15 protein-coding genes are annotated in these 16,130 nt (G+C 65.2%); 6 read left to right on the top strand and 9 right to left on the bottom strand.

Features of this window, described 5'->3' with window-relative positions; translation table 11 throughout:
* Window positions 1-169: 169 nt before the first annotated feature.
* The 4 genes from AC0L16_RS15630 to AC0L16_RS15615 are packed head-to-tail and all read right to left on the bottom strand — an operon-like array spanning window position 170 to window position 7,001.
* Window positions 170-2,257 carry a hypothetical protein gene (locus AC0L16_RS15630; protein WP_473621756.1) on the bottom strand — a complete coding sequence of 696 codons (2,088 nt, stop codon included), beginning with the start codon at window positions 2,255-2,257 and terminating at the stop codon, window positions 170-172.
* Between the two features lie 3 nt (window positions 2,258-2,260).
* Window positions 2,261-5,086, bottom strand: coding sequence for a DUF4159 domain-containing protein (locus tag AC0L16_RS15625; RefSeq protein ID WP_473621754.1), 2,826 nt, complete (start codon window positions 5,084-5,086; stop codon window positions 2,261-2,263).
* Window positions 5,083-5,997: a DUF58 domain-containing protein gene (locus AC0L16_RS15620; protein WP_023799950.1), complete on the bottom strand. Its 915-nt coding sequence runs from the start codon at window positions 5,995-5,997 to the stop codon at window positions 5,083-5,085. Before AC0L16_RS15620 ends, AC0L16_RS15625 begins: the two co-directional genes overlap by 4 nt.
* Entirely contained in the window at window positions 5,997-7,001 is a 1,005-nt protein-coding gene (locus AC0L16_RS15615; RefSeq protein ID WP_473621753.1) for an AAA family ATPase, read from the bottom strand. Before AC0L16_RS15615 ends, AC0L16_RS15620 begins: the two co-directional genes overlap by 1 nt.
* A 146-nt stretch (window positions 7,002-7,147) precedes the next feature.
* Between AC0L16_RS15615 and AC0L16_RS15610 the strand changes: the two genes are divergently transcribed.
* From AC0L16_RS15610 to AC0L16_RS15600, 3 genes are read left to right on the top strand one after another with little or no spacing between them, the layout of a single operon-like run.
* The gene (locus AC0L16_RS15610; protein WP_473621771.1) at window positions 7,148-7,777 is read left to right on the top strand and encodes a DUF1285 domain-containing protein; all 630 of its coding nucleotides are present in this window, start codon (window positions 7,148-7,150) and stop codon (window positions 7,775-7,777) included.
* Between the two features lie 58 nt (window positions 7,778-7,835).
* On the top strand, window positions 7,836-8,468 hold the full coding sequence (locus AC0L16_RS15605) for a CoA pyrophosphatase (protein WP_473621751.1): 633 nt from the start codon (window positions 7,836-7,838) through the stop codon (window positions 8,466-8,468).
* Window positions 8,465-9,733, top strand: coding sequence for a CCA tRNA nucleotidyltransferase (locus AC0L16_RS15600; protein WP_473621750.1), 1,269 nt, complete (start codon window positions 8,465-8,467; stop codon window positions 9,731-9,733). Before AC0L16_RS15605 ends, AC0L16_RS15600 begins: the two co-directional genes overlap by 4 nt.
* Window positions 9,734-9,773: 40 nt before the next feature.
* Here AC0L16_RS15600 and AC0L16_RS15595 read toward each other — a convergent pair whose 3' ends face one another.
* The 3 genes from AC0L16_RS15595 to hemF form a co-directional block, all read right to left on the bottom strand.
* Window positions 9,774-9,959: a DUF1059 domain-containing protein gene (locus tag AC0L16_RS15595; protein WP_473621749.1), complete on the bottom strand. Its 186-nt coding sequence runs from the start codon at window positions 9,957-9,959 to the stop codon at window positions 9,774-9,776.
* 249 nt (window positions 9,960-10,208) lie between these two features.
* Window positions 10,209-10,469, bottom strand: a complete 261-nt coding sequence (locus tag AC0L16_RS15590; RefSeq protein ID WP_473621747.1) for a DUF1344 domain-containing protein — start codon at window positions 10,467-10,469, stop codon at window positions 10,209-10,211.
* Between the two features lie 245 nt (window positions 10,470-10,714).
* Window positions 10,715-11,629 (bottom strand): oxygen-dependent coproporphyrinogen oxidase, encoded by a 915-nt coding sequence (gene hemF, locus AC0L16_RS15585; protein WP_473621746.1) that lies wholly within the window; start codon window positions 11,627-11,629, stop codon window positions 10,715-10,717.
* A 105-nt stretch (window positions 11,630-11,734) separates the two neighbouring features.
* On the opposite strand from hemF, the gene AC0L16_RS15580 reads away from it, so the two are divergent.
* On the top strand, window positions 11,735-11,992 hold the full coding sequence (locus tag AC0L16_RS15580) for a hypothetical protein (protein ID WP_006202578.1): 258 nt from the start codon (window positions 11,735-11,737) through the stop codon (window positions 11,990-11,992).
* Between the two features lie 244 nt (window positions 11,993-12,236).
* Here the strand turns inward: AC0L16_RS15580 and soxR are convergent, their stop codons facing one another.
* Together soxR and AC0L16_RS15570 are read right to left on the bottom strand one after the other, a co-directional pair.
* On the bottom strand, window positions 12,237-12,689 hold the full coding sequence (gene soxR / locus AC0L16_RS15575) for a redox-sensitive transcriptional activator SoxR (RefSeq protein WP_473621745.1): 453 nt from the start codon (window positions 12,687-12,689) through the stop codon (window positions 12,237-12,239).
* A gap of 169 nt (window positions 12,690-12,858) precedes the next feature.
* Window positions 12,859-13,317 carry a tRNA (cytidine(34)-2'-O)-methyltransferase gene (locus AC0L16_RS15570; protein ID WP_473621743.1) on the bottom strand — a complete coding sequence of 153 codons (459 nt, stop codon included), beginning with the start codon at window positions 13,315-13,317 and terminating at the stop codon, window positions 12,859-12,861.
* 446 nt (window positions 13,318-13,763) lie between these two features.
* Between AC0L16_RS15570 and AC0L16_RS15565 the strand changes: the two genes are divergently transcribed.
* Window positions 13,764-14,264, top strand: a complete 501-nt coding sequence (locus AC0L16_RS15565; RefSeq protein ID WP_473621742.1) for a hypothetical protein — start codon at window positions 13,764-13,766, stop codon at window positions 14,262-14,264.
* Window positions 14,248-16,122 carry an ABC transporter ATP-binding protein gene (locus AC0L16_RS15560; RefSeq protein ID WP_473621769.1) on the top strand — a complete coding sequence of 625 codons (1,875 nt, stop codon included), beginning with the start codon at window positions 14,248-14,250 and terminating at the stop codon, window positions 16,120-16,122. The genes AC0L16_RS15565 and AC0L16_RS15560 overlap by 17 nt, the downstream gene beginning before the upstream one ends.
* The last annotated feature ends 8 nt before the right edge of the window (window positions 16,123-16,130 follow it).

Raw genomic sequence — 16,130 nt, 5'->3', positions numbered from 1 at the left:
ATTCTCAATGCAAAAGCACGCGATGCGCGCAAAGAGTTCGCAAATGCAACTTGACACCCCAGATAGTCGCTCATCCGACCGAGCGGAGCCTGTCCTCGGGCTTGCCGGAGGCAAGACCCGTGGGCTCGGCCACCTTCTCCCACAAGGGTGAGAAGGGGAAGGCGCGTCGCTAACGCCCCTCTCGGTACCACATCGAGCCCAATGCCAGAAGCAGCAGGCCGAGGCCGAGGAACCCGCCGAACAGCGGCACGCGCGAGACGGCCTTCAGCACGCTGTCGTCGGTGGTGCGCAGGCCGATCCAGTCGTTGCCGGCCGCCGCGCCCGTGGAGCGGACCGGGACGACCGAGGGCAGTGTGACGCCGCCGGCGAGGTTGCCAAGGGCCGAAGATGGCGCCAGCCGGCGCACGCTGCCGCCGGTGGCCTCGGCCGGGGCTTTCAGCCGGTTCTCGGTGGAGACGACGTCGGTGAATTCCGGTGCGTTGACCGGGCCGACATGGGCAAGCGCTTTCAGGTCGCCATTGCCGACCTGATAGAGGCCGATCTCGCTGGTCTCGATGCTGCCCAGGAAGACGCCGGGCTCGGCTCTCTCGAGCTTGACGGTCATCGCCTTGCCGGACGGGGTGATGATTTGCGCCGGGCCGGGATCGTCGCTCATCGTCTGGCGGCGGATTTCCAGCATCATGCCGCGGCCGTCGGCAGTCAGCCGCTCCTCCTCGAGTTCGGGCTCCTTCATCAGCCAGTGGGCGATGCGGCGATAGAGCTGGACATGCGGGCCGCCGCCCTCGAAGCCGCGCGCCCACAACCAACCCTGGTCTGACAAAAACATGCCGACGCGACCTTCACCCTTGCGGTCGAGCAGCAGCAGCGGACGGTTGTCGGCGCCCTTCATCACCGCCTCGCCCCCGGGGTTCTCGACGCCGATGGTGCGGAACCAGCGGCTCCAGTGCGGCGGCTCGGTGGCCGAGCCGTCAAGCCCGCGCGTCACCGGATGGCGCTGGCCGAGCTCGGTGAGGCGCGGATAAAAGGCCTTTTCGACGACTTCGCCGGTCGGCATCGCCGGCAGCGCCGACGTCAAAGGCGTGCGGGCGATGGAACTTTCGCCGGCATATTCGGGTCCTGCGGCGATCAGCAGCGCACCGCCCTTTTCGACATATTCGGCGATGTAGTCGTAATAGAGGATCGGCAGCACGTCGCGGTGCTGGTAGCGGTCGAAGATGATCAGGTCGAAATCCTTGATCTTCTCGACGAACAGTTCGCGCGTCGGGAAGGCGATCAGCGACAATTCATTGATCGGCGTGCCGTCCTGCTTTTCCGGCGGCCGCAGAATGGTGAAGTGGACAAGATCGACCGAGGCGTCGGATTTCAGCAAATTGCGCCAGGTGCGTTCGCCGGCATGCGGTTCGCCGGAGACCAGCAGCACGCGCAAATTCTCGCGGATGCCGTCGATCAGCGCGATGGCGCGGTTGTTGGTGTCGGTGAGTTCGTCAGGCTCGGGATCGATGGCGAGCTCGACGATGTTGCGGCCGGCGCCGGGAATGGTCACCTGCAGCGGCATGGCCTGGCCGATGGTGGCGCGCTCGACCGAAACCTGCTCGCCATTGACCGAGACGCGCACATCGACCGAGCCGGCCTCGTTGTTGGTGCCGATGACGCGATAGGTCATTTCGAGCGGCTTGCCGACCAGGCCGAAGCGCGGCGCATTCTCGAAGCGGATGCGGCGATCCTTCTCCTGGTCGTTGCCGGTGATCAGCGCGTGTAGCGGCGCGTTGAAGTCGGGCGTGCCGCCCGGGGCGTCATGCACCTCGCCGTCGGTGATCATGACGGCGCCGCCGATGCGCGAAGGCGGCACGTCGCGGAAAGCGCTCTCAAGCGCCCCGAAAAGCCGCGTTTCGGTGCGCTCCTCGGCGGCTTCCGACTTGCCGGCCTCGACGACGCGGACGTCGAACTGCTTGAAGCGGCCGAGGCGCTGCTGAAGCCCGGCCAGCGCCTCGTCGGTCTGCTTGGTGCGCTCGCCAATGTCCTGGCTCTGGCTGCGGTCGACGACGACGGCGACGACGCTTTTCAGCGCCTCGCGCTCTTCGTCGAGCAACACCGGGTTGAGCAGGGCCGCAGTCAGCGCCAGCAGCGCGGCAAAACGGAAGACCGCGCCGCGCTGGCGGAACCACAAGCCGACCAATGCCAGCAGCAACAGCGGCACCAGCACCAGGCCGAGCAGCGGCCAGGAGATGAGCGGTTCGAAGGCGAGCGACAAGTTCATGGCTTACTGCCCCAGCCGTTCGAGCAGCACCGGCACATGCACCTGATCGGATTTGTAGTTGCCGGTCAGCATGTACATCATGATGTTGACGCCGGCGCGCAGCGCATAGATGCGCTGCATCGGATCCGACGGCACGGTCGGCAAAAGCGGGTCGCCATTCTCGTCGACCGCCCAGGCGCCGGCGAAATCATTGGCGGTGATCATGATCGGCGAGACGCCGTCGCCGGTGCGTACCGGGCGGTTCTCGGTGTTGCTGGCTTCGAGCGACGCCGCGACCCAGAGCGGGCCGCCGGCGAAGCGTCCGGGAAACTCAGGCAGGATGTAGAAGGATTTGGTCAGCACATGGTCCTCCGGCAACGGCTCCAGCGCCGGCACGTTGAGGTTGCCGAGGATGTCGCGCAGCCGCTCCGTCGCCGGGCTGGCCTGCTCCGCGCCGATGCCGGTGGCGAACTGGTCGCGCGTGTCGAACAGCACCGTGCCGCCCTGCTGCATATAGGCGTCGACCCGGGCAATCGCGGCTTGGCTCGGCATCGGTGCGGCAGGGTCGATCGGCCAGTAGATCAGCGGATAGAAGGCAAGCTGGTCCTTCGAGATATCGACGCTGGCCGGCGCCCCCGGCTCGAGCGCGGTCTTCTCGATCAGGAAGCGCGTCAGGCCCTCAAGCCCGGCTTGGCTGATCGAATCGACGTTCCGGTCGCCGGTCTGCACATAGCCAATCCGGGTTTTCGAAATGTCCTCGATCGCCCGCTCATCACCAGGTTTGGCATCGTCGGCGCGGGCGATGTCGGTGTGGCCGACCAGGGCGCCGAGCGCTATCAGCAGGGCGGCGGTGGTTGCGGCAGCCGTGCCGGCGCGGCGCGGCCGGCGCGATAACAGGCCGCCCATCCAGAACACCGCCAGCGTGTCGAGCACCATCAGCAGGAGAGCTGCCGCCACCAGCGGGCCCTTCAAATTGTGCGATTCGTCGAAAGCATACTGGATGGTGGTGACCGGCACGGTGATCTGAGGACGCACCAACGGTGCCAAGCTGCTTTCGGCATTGAGCAGATTGTGGGCGATGACGCCGGTGTCGGAGCCGTACAGGCCGGGCGGATTCTCGAACGTCACCGGCAGCGGGCCGGCACCCGGCACCAGCGGCCGTGCATCCGGCGTCGGCGGCACCAGCGTGCCATCGGCTGATATCATGCGGTACGGCGCCAGCGAGGCGCCGGCGGCTTCTGCATTGGCGACCGCCGCACCCTGGTTGCGCGACAGTTGCACGATGCGGCGCAGCATCTCGACGAAGCTGCCGGAGATCGGCAGGTTCGACCAGGTCGCCTCCGGCGTGACATGGAACAGGACGAGCGTGCCTTTGCCCTTCTTCATCCCGGTCACCAGCGGCGTGCCGTCGGCAAGTGTCGCCCAGCTGCGCTCGACGATATCGGGCGTCGGCTCGGCCAGCACCTGCCTGGAGACGGTGACCTCGGCGGGCGGAGCGAGATCGGCGAAGGGGCCGGTCTTCGGAAAATCGGTGACCGGCTGCGGCGTCGTCCACGACAGCGCGCCGCCGAGCGAGCGCTCACCGGTGCGCAGCCTGACCGGCAGCAGGTCGTCGTCATTGCCGGCGGCGACCAGCCGCGAGCCGGCGAACCGCACCAGCGTGCCGCCATTGTCGACCCAGTCGACCAGCCTTTGCCGAACCTGCTGCGGAATGGTGCCAACATCGGCCATGACGATCATCGCCGGCTTCTGGTCGAGGAGCTGCGGGATGGCGTCGGCAAGGTCGGCGCTCGACGGCTCGGCCAGATCGGCGAAGGGCTGCAGCGCGCGGCGGATGTAGTATAGCGGCGACAGAAGCGGCTGCGCCTGGTCGGCTTCGGCCTGCGACAGCAGTCCGACGCGGCGGCGCTTGGAACTCTCGTCGAGCACGCGGACGGCGCCGGCCTGCCGCTGACCGTCGAGCGCGATCGAGGCGAAGTCGTTGCGCAGCTCGAAAGGCACCGCCATCGTGCCGGTGGCGGTGGATTCGCCCGGTGAGAAGGTCAGCGTGGCGTCGGCGATGCGGCGGCCCTTGTCGTCGAAGGCGCCGGCGGTCACCTGAGCCGGCGCCGGATCGCCCGGCGCGCGGATGGCGGTCAGCTCGAAGCCGTCCACCTGGTTGTCGGCGCCAGTCAGGCCGATCAGGCCAGGCCGGTCGGAGGCGGCCCAGACGACACGGGCGGCGTTCTTCGACAGAAGCCTGTTGAAGGCGGCCTCGTCGCCTTCCGCCGCCAGACCGTCGGCGAGCATGGCGACGCTGGCGCCCGGCAAGCTCTCCAGGGTTGCCGCAACGCGGGCATAGACGGCCGGGCGGTCGGTCGGGATCGGCCGCGGCTTTGCCGCGCGCAGCCGGTCGAGCGCGGTGGCGGCGTCGAACGGGCCGATCTCGGCATTCGGTTTTTCGGCGGTGAAGGCGATGATGACAGGCACGTCGTTGGAGCTGGCATCGGTGATCAGCCGTTCGGCAGTGGCGACGCGCTGGCCCCAGTCGGCGGCACTTGCCCAGTCATTGTCGATGACCAGCGCAAGAGCGGTGCCCTCGGCCGGCAGCCTTTCACGCGGGTTGAAGACAGGTTCGGCCAGCGCCGCAACGATAAGGGCCGCCATCAGCAGCCTGAGCAGCGTCAGCCACCACGGGCTCTGTTGCGGCGTCTCCTCGCGCTTCAGCACGCGGGCCAGGATCTTCAGCGGCGGGAAGACCTCAGTCTGCGGCTTGGGCGGGGTGAACCGCAAAAGCCACCAGATCACCGGCAGGGCCAGAAAGCCCCACAGCACCATCGGCGCCCCGAAGGAGAGCGGCAGCCAGCTCATGCGCGGATCCTCCCGGCTGAGCTGCCATCGACGGTCATCGCCATGTGGACACGCACCAGCGCATCGGAGGCGAGGCGGTCGGTGTGGTTGACGGTAAAGCTCCAGCCGAGGCGCTTGCACCAGTCGGTCAGTTCCTGGCGGCGGGCGATGTAAAGCAGTCGGTAGTCGTCGCCCAGTGTTTCGGCGCGGCCCGCGGTCAGCTTGTCGCCGGTCTCGGGATCGGTGAATTCGGTGCGGCCGGCATAGGGGAATCTCTCCTCGGCCGGGTCGGCGACCTCGATCAGATGGGCACGCACGCCGTGGCGGGCGAGCACGTCAAGCCAGGCGATGGTGTCCTCGACCGGATCGAGGAAGTCGCTGACGATGACGATGTCGCAGAAGCGGCGGATGGCGGACAGGTCGGGCTTTGCCGGCAGTTCGCCGGCATGGCTGAGTTGTGCTGCGATCCGCTCGGCGCCGTTGCGGGCGGTGAACGGATCGGTCAGCCCGGGCCAGGCGATGCGCTCGCCGCTGCGCGACAGAAGCTCGGCCATGGCCAGCGCCAGCACCAGCGCGCGGGACTCCTTCGAGACGGTGGCGCCGGTCGATTTGTAGAGCATGGAAGGCGAGGGATCTGCCCACAGCCACACCGTATGGGCGGCCTCCCATTCGCGGTCTCGCACATAGATGTGGTCGTCGCGGGCCGAGCGGCGCCAGTCGATGCGCGAGGAGTCGCCCTCGACATAGGGCCGGAACTGCCAGAAATTCTCGCCGATGCCGCGCTTGCGGCGGCCATGCCAGCCGGCGATCACCGTGTTGACGATGCGCCGCGCCTCGACCAGCAGGTCCGGCACCAGCGACGCCCGCAACCGGCCGCGGGCGAGCGCGTCACGCGTCGCCGCCGGTGCCTGGGCCTCGCCTATACGCGCCATCAGATGCCTTTTGCCAGTTTCGCCACCACGTCGCGCACGGTCGTGCCCTCGGCACGGGCGGCAAAGGTCAGCGCCATGCGGTGCTGCAGCACCGGCTCGGCCAGCGCTCTGATGTCGTCGATCGACGGCGCCAGCCGTCCGTCATAGAGGGCGCGGGCGCGGGCGCACAGTGTCAGCGACTGGCTGGCGCGCGGGCCCGGGCCCCAGGCGACGTGCTTGTCGGTCTCGGCATTGCCCTGGCCGGGGCGCGCCGAGCGCACCAACTGGAGGATCGCCTCGACGACACTTTCCGGCACCGGCATGCGGCGAATCAGGGTCTGGATCTCCTTCAGCCGCGCCGGCTGCAACACGTTCTGCGCCTTGGCGTCCTCGATGCCGGTGGTCTCCAGGAGGATGCGGCGCTCCGCCTCGATTTCCGGATAGAGGATGTCGACCTGCATCAGGAAACGGTCAAGCTGCGCCTCGGGCAGCGGATAGGTGCCCTCCTGCTCCAGCGGGTTCTGCGTCGCCAGCACGTGGAAGGGCGCCGGCAGGTCGTGACGGACACCGGCAATGGTGACGTGGTATTCCTGCATCGACTGCAGCAGCGCCGACTGGGTGCGCGGCGAGGCGCGGTTGATCTCGTCGGCCATCAGCAACTGCGCGAAGATCGGCCCGGAGATGAAGCGGAACGAGCGCTTGCCGAATTCGTCCTGCTCCATCACCTCGGAGCCGAGAATATCGGACGGCATCAGGTCGGGCGTGAACTGGATGCGGCTGGTATCGAGGCCGAGCACGATGCCTAGGGTCTCGACCAGCTTGGTCTTGGCGAGGCCGGGCACGCCGACCAGCAGCGCATGGCCGCCGGCCAGCAGCGCCACCAGCGTGCGTTCGACGACGCTTTCCTGGCCGAAGATGACGCGGCCGACGCCCTCGCGAACCCTGGAAATGTCGGCCAGCGCCGTCTCGGCCTGGGCGATCATATCCTTTTCGCTGATCGGGCTTTCCTTGATCATCACGCTCATGCAGCATCGATCCTTCTCGTTGGAAATACCGGCTTGCAGCTTCGACGCCACAGAGTGCCGCGATTCGGCCTCGCGTGGAGCCTGTCTTTGAACTTAAATCACTGACTTAGGCTGACAAGCGGAACAACAGTGACTATTTCGTGACCATGACAGAACGCGGCGACGATCGTGAAGGAAGTTTGACGACCGCGAACGAGGCGCGCGGTCTGGAGGCGCTGATCTCGCGTGCCGCCCGCGCTGGCAAAGGGCCGGCGCCGGTGGAGCGTTGGAATCCGGCGTTTTGCGGCGATCTCGACATCGAGATCAGAGAGGACGGCACCTGGTTCTACCAGGGCACGCCGATCGGCCGGATGCCGCTGGTGCAGCTGTTTTCCTCCGTGCTGCGCAAGGACGAAGACGGCAGGACCTATCTGGTGACGCCGGTGGAAAGGGTCGGCATCCGCGTCATCGATGCGCCCTTCATCGCCGTCGAGATGGATGTTTGCGGCACCGGCGCTGGCCAAGTCATCACCTTTCGTACCAATGTCGGCGATGTGGTCGAGGTCGGGCCGGAGCATCCGCTGCGCTTTGTCGACGAGGAGGCGACCGGCGGCCTGAAACCCTATGTGCTGGTGCGCGGACGGCTGGAGGCGCTGGTGGCGCGGCCGGTCATGTACGAATTGGTCGAGCATGGCGAGGAGATCGAGGTCGGCCGCCGAAGCATGTTTGCCGTCCGCTCGAAGGGCGCGGTCTATCCGATCATGCCGGCGGAAAAACTGCAGCGGCTGAGCGCATGATCGGGCCGCCAAATAGCCAGCGCAAGTCGGATTGGGGCAAGATGGACCAAGTGACGCTATGGACCAAGTGACGCCGGCACCGTTTACCGCAGCGGATTTTCGTGCCCGCGTCGCGGCGCAGCCGCTGGCGCATGCCGCCGACGATTATGGCGACCATCGATTCAACCCCGGCCATCCGCGTTTGAAGCTTGCGAAGGCGCTGCGCGATGCCGCCGTGCTGATCCCGGTGGTCGATCACGGACGCGACGCCACGGTTCTGCTGACCAAGCGGGCGGAAAAGCTGCGCAACCATTCGGGGCAGGTGGCCTTTCCCGGAGGCACGATCGATCCTGCCGACCCGAGCCCGGAGGCGGCGGCATTGCGCGAGACATTCGAGGAGATCGGGCTCAGCCAGGACCTGGTCGAGATCGTCGGCCGCATGCCCGATTACGTCTCCGGCAGCGGCTACCGGATCGCCCCGGTGCTGGGGATCGTGCGGCCGGATTTTTCACTGACGCTGAATTCCGAGGAGGTCGACGCCGCCTTCGAAGTGCCGCTGCGCTTTCTGATGGATCCGGCCAACCACGGCCGCGACAGCCGCATGTGGAACGATCTCGAATGGGTGTTCTACGAAATGCCCTACGACGGACAACGCATCTGGGGCGTCACCGCCGGCATCATCCGCACGCTCTATGAAAGGCTCTATACGTGAGCGGCCGGGTGTCGCTCGCGGGCAAAGCCGACTGGCTCGGGGAACGGCATTTGCAGCGGCTGCTGGCGGCTTTGGCGGATGGCGGCGAGGAGGCGCGCATCGCCGGCGGTGCGGTGCGCAATGCGCTCATCGGCCAGCCGGTCGCCGACGTCGATATCGCCACCACTTGCCTGCCTGATGAAACCATCCGCCGCGCCGAGGCGGCGGGTTTCAAGGCGGTGCCGACCGGCATCGAGCACGGCACCATCACGATTGTCGCCGGCGGCAAGCCGTTCGAGGTGACCACGCTGCGCGCCGACATCGAGACCGACGGCCGGCGGGCAAAAGTGTCGTTCGGGCGCGACTGGAAGGCCGATGCGGAACGGCGCGATTTCACCATCAACGCGCTCTATGCCGAGGCCGACGGCACGATCGTCGACCTGGTCGGCGGCATTGCCGATATCGAGGCGCGCCGGCTGCGCTTCATCGGCGATCCGGAGGCCCGGATACGCGAGGACTATCTGCGCATCCTGCGCTTTTTCCGCTTGTTCGCCTGGTATGGCGACGGCCGGCCGGATGCCGAAGGGCTGAAGGCTTGCGCCCGGCTCAAGGAGGGGCTTGGCCAACTCTCGGTCGAGCGCGTCTGGTCCGAACTGAAGAAGCTGCTGTCGGCCCCCGATCCGTCGCGCGCCATGCTGTGGATGCGCCAGGCGGGCGTGCTCACCAGCGTTCTGCCGGAGAGCGAGAAATGGGGCATCGATGCGATCCATGCGCTGACCAGGGCCGAGAAGGATCTCGGCTGGACGCCGGACCCGCTGCTCAGGCTGGAAGCGATCGTGCCGCCGGACGCAGCGCGGATGAAGACGCTCGCCGAGCGGTTGAGGTTCTCCGTCAGCGACGCCGGCCGTCTCAGGCAGTGGGCGCTGACAGCGCCCGTCGAGCCGAAGACGACCGAAGCGGAACTCGCAAAACGGCTCTATCGTGGCCACCGTCAAGGCATTGTCGATCGCTTGCGGCTGTCGCTCGCTTCCGCTCGAGTACGCGCCGTCGAGGACAACGACGCGCTGCTCGAGGCCGGCGGCCTCTCGCGGCTGCTGGGTTTCGCCGGAAAATGGAAAAAGCCCGAATTTCCGATCAAGGGCGCCGATCTGGCGAGGCTTGGCGCGTCGCCCGGGCCGAAACTCGGCGCAACCCTAAAGAATCTCGAAAACGAGTGGATCGAGTCCGGCTTTGCGCTGGATCGCGGCGCACTTCTCAAGCGCGCCGCAGAAGCACTCGAAACCTAATGCATGTCGCGCAAAAAGCGCGCGACGCGCTTTAGGCAAATCAGGCCGCGTCGCGAGCCTTTTCGATGCGCGAACGGATCGCTTCGATCATCGTCTCGCGAATGATCGTCTCGCCATGCGTCTCACGCATATGGTCGACGGCGCGCCGCATGACCTCGGCTTCCTCGTCGGCGCGCGTATGCCAGTCACAACCCGGAACCAGCGAACCGCAGTGGAATTCCTTCATCGGATTTCTCCCTTTTCCTCCTCGGAGCGCCGCATCTGCTCTGACACGGAAGCTCCAGCACCTTTGATCGACGCATGATTTCCGTCGGAATCCAGTTCGGTTTTCGGATCATGCGCTGGCCGAACCAGCATAACACGATCGGATGGTTTTGGTTGCCGCATAGATCCGAAAAAAGGCGGAGCATCGCTGCTCCGCCCTCTTGACGCTACCCCGGAGGCAAGACCTCGTCTTGCTCCAGCGGGCAGGGCATCACTTCACGATCCTGACTGCCTCGGCAATTTTGTGCTTGCCGCTCATGTCCCACGAAACGCGGACCTTTTCGCCGGCCTTCAGGCCAGGATTCTTGAAGGCCTTGGGCAGCGTAAAGGTAGCTCCGTTATCCAGAACGAGGCTCATCGCCGTTCCATCATAGGTCTTGATCGTGCCCGTGGTGTGCTTGATCGCTGCGAAGGCAGCGCCACCAGAGGCAAGAACGGCAGCAGCCGCAACCGACATAATAAGCTTGCGCATGGCATGCTCTCCTGGAAATGAAGGCACCCTTTGGGAAGGTGCCCCACTCAATTTTGGGCCGTCCGGTCGCGTCGGGTCGCGGTTCCAGGGAGGCGAGAACCGCCGGCGTTTCCCGGCCCGGAACGAAAAATAATCTTGCTTTTTCAAATGGATATTAGACTAAAAAGATATTCTGCGCGCCACATTCGCAGCCAGAATCGTGCGATTTGGACCTAATTGCGGCTCACGTCCGACTCACCGAGATTTTACGGCCATTTCACCTCTGGCGGCAGGCTGGACAGGATCGCGGCGACGTTGCCGCCGGTCTTCAGCCCGAAGATGGTGCCGCGATCGTGAAGCAAGTTGAATTCGACATAGCGGCCGCGGCGAATGAGCTGTTCTTCGCGGTCGCCGTCGGTCCAGTTGTCGTTGAAATTGGCCCGCACCAGATGCCCGTAGACGACGAGAAAAGTGCGCCCGACATCCTGGACGAAGTTGAAATCGGCGTTCCAGCCGCCTTTGTCTTCGTCCGAATGCAGCCAGTCGAAGAAGATGCCGCCGGTGCCGCGCGGTTCGTTGCGGTGCGGCAGATAGAAATACTCGTCGCACCAGGCCTTGAATTTCGCGTGGTCGGCGACGCCAGCGTGCTTCTCGCAGGCGAATTGCATGGCGCGGTGGAAGGCGACCGTGTCCGGGTCGTCCTGGGTTCGGCGACGGTCGAGCACCGGCGTCAGGTCGGCGCCGCCGCCGAACCACTGGCGCGAGGTGACCACCATGCGCGTGTTCATGTGCACCGCCGGCACGTTGGGGTTCCACGGATGGGCGATCAGCGAGATGCCGCTTGCCCAGAAGCGCGGGTCTTCCTCGGCGCCCGGCATCTGCTTCCTGAACTCCGGCGAGAACTCGCCATGGACCGTCGAGGTGTGGACGCCGACCTTCTCGAAGACGCGGCCACGCATCATCGACATGGTGCCGCCGCCGCCCTTGCCGGCGTCGCGCTCCCACGGCGTCTTTTCGAAGCGGCCGGGCGACCATGAGGCCTGCGGCCCCTGCAGGTCCTGTTCGATCTGCTCGAAGGCGGCGCAGATGCGCTCGCGCAACGTCTCGAACCACAGCCGCGCCCTCATCTTCTTCTGCTCGATGTCGGCCGGCAGCCCCGCCGGTATTTCGGGTCGTTGCAAATGCTGTCTCCGGTTGTGGGGCGTAGCCCGACAAATGACTCGTCTTTTCCGGCCGCGATCCCTAATCTCTTAGGTGCAAGGGTCAAGTGTGAATGGAGTTCTTTCGTGCGCACCCCGGCAAGACCGCCGCTGGATGGCCTGAAGAAGAGGCTCGACCGTTCGCGTGCCGAGCGCGAGCGCATGCCGCGCGACGGGTTTTTGCGCGAGACCTTCGTCCTGCCGCGCTCCGATGCGCGGCTCAAGGCGAAGGAATGGTTCGAGCGCTTTCCCAAGCAGGCCTACTGGACCGAGATCGAAAGCTGGTTCGAGCGGCCGGGCGACGTCATCGAATTCACCATCAGGCGATTGCCGGCAGCGGATTAGAACCTGACGGGACGTACCTTCCCCAGGGCAAATTGCCAAGGCCGGCGCCGCCCCTCATTGTCCTGCCGGACATTTCTCCCGGTATAGTGACGGGGAGAAATGACACCGTCGTCAAGGGTTTCGCCAATCAGCAACGCTGCAGAATTAGTGCCGAGGCTACGGCAGTGCCCCTTCTCCCCGTCACTATACGGGGAGAAGGTCCCGGCCGGGGGTTGAGGGGCAGCGCTGACGTAGCGATGTAGCGTCAGCGGGATGAAGGAACCACTAACCTTCTAGCCCCAGTCCCTTCCTTCGCCAGCCGGTCGCCCTTGTTCCGCAGTGGGCACTTGTCGATCGACATGCAGCCGCAGCCGATGCAGTCGGTCAGCCCGTCGCGCAGCTTCTTCAGCTGGGCAATCTTGCGATCGAGTTGGTCGCGCCAGGCGGTTGAAAGCACATTCCAGTCCTGGCGCGTCGGCGTGCGGCCTTCGGGCAGCGATGCCAACGCCTCGCCGATCTCGGCCAGCGAGATGCCGACCTCCTGTGCCACCTTGATGATCGCCACCCGCCGCAGCACGTCGCGGCCGTAGCGCCGCTGGTTGCCTGACGTGCGGTGGCTGCGGATCAATCCGCGCGCCTCGTAGAAATGCAGCGCCGACACTGCCACCCCGCTGCGCGTTGCCACCTGGCCGACCGTTAATTCCGTCACCGCAGCCATTCGAATTTTCCGCTTGACCTCAAGTTAAGTTGAGTTTGTAACGAAGAAACCCTTGATATGCAAACCGCAGGAGAAGGCGATGTGTGCCTGGGTAAGAGTGACAAGCGAGGATGCGGTCGTTGGCGAGAAAGCCGCCATAATCGCTGCGCCCGCTGCGCCACTGCAAATCCTATCCGAGCTGCCGGATCGCCTCGCCGGCCACCATGGCGACGGAAAGCGCGACGTTGATGCTGCGCGCGCCCGGCTGCATCGGGATGATCAGTCGCGCATCCGCCGCCTCGTGGACAGGATTCGGCACGCCTGCGGATTCACGGCCGTACAAAAGAATGTCGGCGTCGATGAAGGCGAAATCGGTGTAGGCGGTCGCGGCTCTGGTCGACAGCAGCACCAGCCGCCGCGCTTCGCCTCTGCGCCAGTTCTCGAAGGCGTGCCAGTCGACATGCCGGGTCAGAGCCGCCATTTCGAGATAGTCCATGCCGGCCCGTTTCAGCGCCCGGTCGGAGAGCGGGAAGCCGGCCGGTTCGATGATGTCGACGCCGAGGCCGAGGCAAGCCGCGAAGCGCAGGATTGTCCCGGTGTTGCCGGCGATATCCGGCTGGTAGAGCGCGATGCGGAGACGGTTGTTCATTTCCGCATCCTTCTAATAAGTGGCAGATCGGCCACAACAGGTTCGCGGTTTTGGAAATTGCTGGACCGGCGGGTGGTCATTTTCTGCGAAGTCGGTTATACGCCGGGCATTGTCAACCCGAACCGATGGAGGGGTAATTCATGATGATCATGCACATCCTGCGCCCCTCATGTGGGCTTACCAGCCTGCCGGCGGTTTCGGTTCGACGATTCTCCTGACCTTTTAGACTTCGATCGCACCGATTCTTAGCCGAAACCCTTTTTCGGTCTTCGAAGGAATCCTGCGATGTTTTTCAAGCTGTCGAAGGGGCTGAACGCCCCGCCTGAGCACGCTGCTGTTCAATCCCCGCCTTGGCTGGGCCCGTCTTGGCTGGCTCTGCCTTTCGCTGGCCATTCACCTGCGAACAGGCCGGATTTCTTCCCTATTTTCACATGGAGGATGGACTGATGTTCGATCCCTGCAAAATTCCCGGTTCAAGAAACCTGCACGAGCGCAGGATGGCGACCTCAGCGCTTTTGGTCGGCGAAACCTACTCGTCGGCGGTTCACGCCGAAACCCGCCGGCGCCCGCATCGCGGCATGCTGCCGGACGTCGATTTCTCGCGCGCGGTTCCCGACCGCAGCCGGCCGTCGCTGGTGCGCCGGATCATCAGGCTGATCCGCCCTGACGCAAAAACCGGCGCGAAACTCCGGGTCGTTGACACAGCGCTGTCAGGATCGTCAAACGAGCCTGTCGGCGAAAAGCCCGCGACATCCTATATTGGGCGAAGCAGGGTCGGCGGCCCGGGTGATTCCGGGATGCCGGTCCTTGCCGCCACGCGACCCCATGACGCTACCCAGGACGCTACGCGTGTCCAGGACGCCATGCGTCCCAGGGCGCTACACGCTTCCGCGCGGCGTGAGCGAAAACGAGCATGTGAGTACCAAGACAATGTTCCGCTGGTTTGAAAAAAGGCTCGATCCGTTCCCTGCCGAGGAGCCGGTCGAGCCGCCGAAGACGCTGATCGCCTTCTGCGTCCACTATACGCGCGGCGCCTGGCCCTACATCGCGATCGATGCGATGCTGGTGACGGCTATCGCCCTTGCCGAGGTGTGGATGTTCGGCTTCATGGGCCGGATCGTCGACTGGCTGTCGGTGCAGAATCGCGACACATTCCTGCAGACCGAGGGCTGGAAGCTCGCCGGCATGGCTTTCATCGTGGTGTTCGCGCTGCCGGCGACGGTCTGGTTCCATGCGCTGCTCAACCAGCAGACGCTGATGGGCAACTATCCGATGCGCATTCGCTGGCAGGTGCATCGCTATTTGCTCAAGCAGTCGATGGCCTTCTACCAGGACGAGTTCGCCGGGCGCATCGCGACCAAGCTGATGCAGACGGCGCTCGCCGTGCGCGAATGCGTCATCAAGCTCATCGACGTGCTCAACTATGTCGTGGTCTATTTCCTCGGCATGCTGTTGATTGTCGGCTCGGCCGACTGGCGGCTGGCGGCACCGCTTGCCGTCTGGCTTGCCGGCTATGTCCTGCTCCTGCGCTATTTCATCCCGCGATTGGGCAAGGTCGGCGAGGAGCAGGCCAACGCGCGGTCGACCATGACCGGCCGCGTCGTCGACAGCTACTCCAACATCCAGACGGTCAAGCTGTTCTCGCATGCGCGGCGCGAGGCGTCCTTCGCCCGGGAAGGCATGGCCGGCTTTCTCGATACGGTCTACCGGTCGATGCGGCTGGTGACGCAGCTCTACGGCTTGCTCTACGTCCTCAACTCACTGCTGTTGTTTTCGGTCACTGCGATCTCGCTGTGGCTGTGGCTCGGCCAGGTGGTGACGATCGGCGCCGTCGCCCTGGTCATAGGGCTCGTTCTTCGGCTCTGGGGCATGTCGCAATGGATCATGTGGGAGATGTCCACCCTGTTCGAGAATATTGGCACGGTGCAGGACGGCATCAGCTCGATCTCGCTGCCGCGCGTCGTCGAAGACAGGCCTGGCGCCAAGGACATTGTCGTGACCAGGGGCGAGATCCGTTTCGAGGACATCCGCTTCCACTACGGCAAGCAGAAAGGCATGATCGAAAGCCTGTCGCTGACGGTGAAGCCGGGCGAAAAGGTCGGCATCGTCGGCCGCTCGGGCGCCGGCAAGTCGACGCTGGTCAACCTTCTGTTGCGCTTCTACGACCTTGAAGCTGGCCGGATCCTGATCGACGGCCAGGACATCGCGGCGGTGACGCAGGATTCCCTGCGCGCCCAGATCGCCATGGTCACGCAGGACACCTCGCTGCTGCATCGCTCAGTGTGCGAGAACATCCTTTACGGCCGGCCGGACGCCAGCAACGAGATGCTGGTCGAGGCAGCACGCCGCGCCGAGGCGCTTGATTTCATATCAAAGCTTTCAGACGCCAGTGGCCGCACCGGTTTCGATGCGCATGTCGGCGATCGCGGCGTCAAATTGTCCGGCGGCCAGCGGCAACGCATCGCGATTGCCCGTGTTATGCTGAAGGACGCGCCGATCCTTATCCTCGACGAGGCGACGTCTGCGCTGGATTCGGAGGCCGAGGCGGCGATCCAGGAGAACCTTTACAAGCTCATGCAAGGCAAGACCGTCATCGCCATAGCGCACCGGCTCTCGACCATCGCGGCGATGGACCGGCTCGTCGTCATGGACAAGGGCCGCGTCATCGAGGAAGGCTCGCATGAGGAACTCGTCGCCAGCGGCGGGCTCTATGCGCAGCTTTGGCAGCGTCAGTCGGGCGGCTTCCTGCTCGACGAGGGTGCGGCCGCCAACGATGCCATCGTCAGGGGTCAAGCCGCAGAATGAGGGCAGCA

This window comes from Mesorhizobium sp. WSM4848, assembly GCF_055811375.1.
The sequence above is the reverse complement of the archived record's forward strand: the minus strand, read 5'-3'. Positions and strand labels throughout refer to the sequence as shown.